Raw genomic sequence first — 1,358 nt, 5'->3', positions numbered from 1 at the left:
GTATATAGTCCCGATGGCCGCTATTTAGCTAGTGGGAGTGCTGACAAAACTATCAAAATTTGGGAGGTAGCAAAGGGAAAAGAATTGCGTACCCTTACTGGTCATTCTGACAGGGTTAGGTCAGTAGTATATAGTCCCGATGGCCGCTATTTAGCTAGTGGTAGTTGGGACAAAACTATCAAAGTTTGGGATGTAGTAACGGGAACAGAATTGCGTACTCTTGCTGGTTATTCTGGCTGGGTTTGGTCAGTAGCATATAGTCCCGATGGCCGCTATTTAGCTAGTGGGAATGGTGACAAAACTATCAAAATTTGGGAGGTAGCAACGGGAAAAGAACTGCCTACCTTTACTGGTCATTCTAGTGTGGTTTTGTCAGTGGTATATAGTCCCGATGGCCGCTATTTAGCTAGTGGTAGTTCTGACAAAACTATCAAAATTTGGGAGGTAGCAACGGGAAAAGAATTGCCTACCCTTACTGGTCATTCTCGCGAGGTTATGTCAGTAGTATATAGTCCCGATGGCCGCTATTTAGCTAGTGGGAGTCAGGACAAAACTATCAAAATTTGGGAGGTAGCAACGGGAAACGAATTGCGTACCCTTACCGGTCATTCTGAGACAGTTTTCTCAGTAGCATATAGTCCCGATGGCCGCTATTTAGCTAGTGGGAGTGGTGACAAAACTATCAAAATTTGGCGGGTGGGACAGTAAACTTGTGTTTGGGGTGACAGCAATAACTTTTGTCTATCAAAAATGAGCGACGCTTGCGGGAAACTGCACCGATGTCTTTAAAAATATTGGGTTTTGGCTCAAATTATTGAATCGAGCAGTTTTCTCCTAAATATTAAAGCGCTCAACTCAACCAAAAAGCTAGAGGGGATCGTATCTACATCAACAAACTATAATCTACATTAAAGAAATGTCCTAATAATTTCGCCTGTTCTTGGGTAATTGACCCTTTTCCTTCAATTAAACTAGAGGCAATTTTGTCAGAGCCAAGGATTCTGGCTATGTCTTTCTTATTAACGCCTTGCTGTTCCATCAAAAACAATAACATAGAATGAGGTGTGGTTGATTCCTGTAGATAAAAGCTTTTTTCAAAATTCCCAATTAAAAAAATTAGAAGCTCATAAAGTTCATCTTCTTCGGGAGTTCGCTGCTGACGGTGCATTAATTCTTCCACAATAGCCAAAGCTTTTTCATTTTCTGCCTCTGTTTTAATAACTTTAGGTAAATGGCGAGCTAGTAATTCTTTGTATTTTTCTGGATTAAAAGTAAGGGTCATTTTTCCATTGCTCCTTATCGTATTCAGCGTGAGTTAAAACATACTTGATATAAATTAGCCGCTTCTGATAATCGAT

The 1,358-nt window shown here is 40.4% G+C and carries 3 protein-coding genes; 1 reads left to right on the top strand and 2 read right to left on the bottom strand.

All coding sequences use genetic code 11. The annotated features are described in order from the left end of the window. The coding region (locus PX484_RS08750) for a WD40 repeat domain-containing protein (RefSeq protein ID WP_288103495.1) at positions 1-708 on the top strand (708 nt) is incomplete at its 5' end. A 175-nt stretch (positions 709-883) separates the two neighbouring features. Here PX484_RS08750 and PX484_RS08745 read toward each other — a convergent pair. Both PX484_RS08745 and PX484_RS08740 read right to left on the bottom strand, forming a co-directional pair. Further along, on the bottom strand, positions 884-1,282 hold the full coding sequence (locus PX484_RS08745; RefSeq protein ID WP_002797362.1) for a helix-turn-helix domain-containing protein: 399 nt from the start codon (positions 1,280-1,282) through the stop codon (positions 884-886). After that, positions 1,266-1,358, bottom strand: a 93-nt coding sequence (locus PX484_RS08740) for a type II toxin-antitoxin system HigB family toxin (protein WP_287638323.1), incomplete at its 5' end; no start/stop codon positions are given. The genes PX484_RS08745 and PX484_RS08740, both read right to left, overlap by 17 nt.

Source organism: Microcystis sp. M49636_WE2, from assembly GCF_030065375.1.
Taxonomy (GTDB): Bacteria; Cyanobacteriota; Cyanobacteriia; order Cyanobacteriales; family Microcystaceae; genus Microcystis; species Microcystis aeruginosa_C.
The sequence above is the reverse complement of the archived record's forward strand: the minus strand, read 5'-3'. Positions and strand labels throughout refer to the sequence as shown.

What these genes read in the sequence shown, in the direction of transcription:
- PX484_RS08745 (WP_002797362.1), bottom strand. Translation starts at nt 1,282, where the DNA reads ATGACCCTTACTTTTAATCCAGAAAAATACAAAGAATTACTAGCTCGC.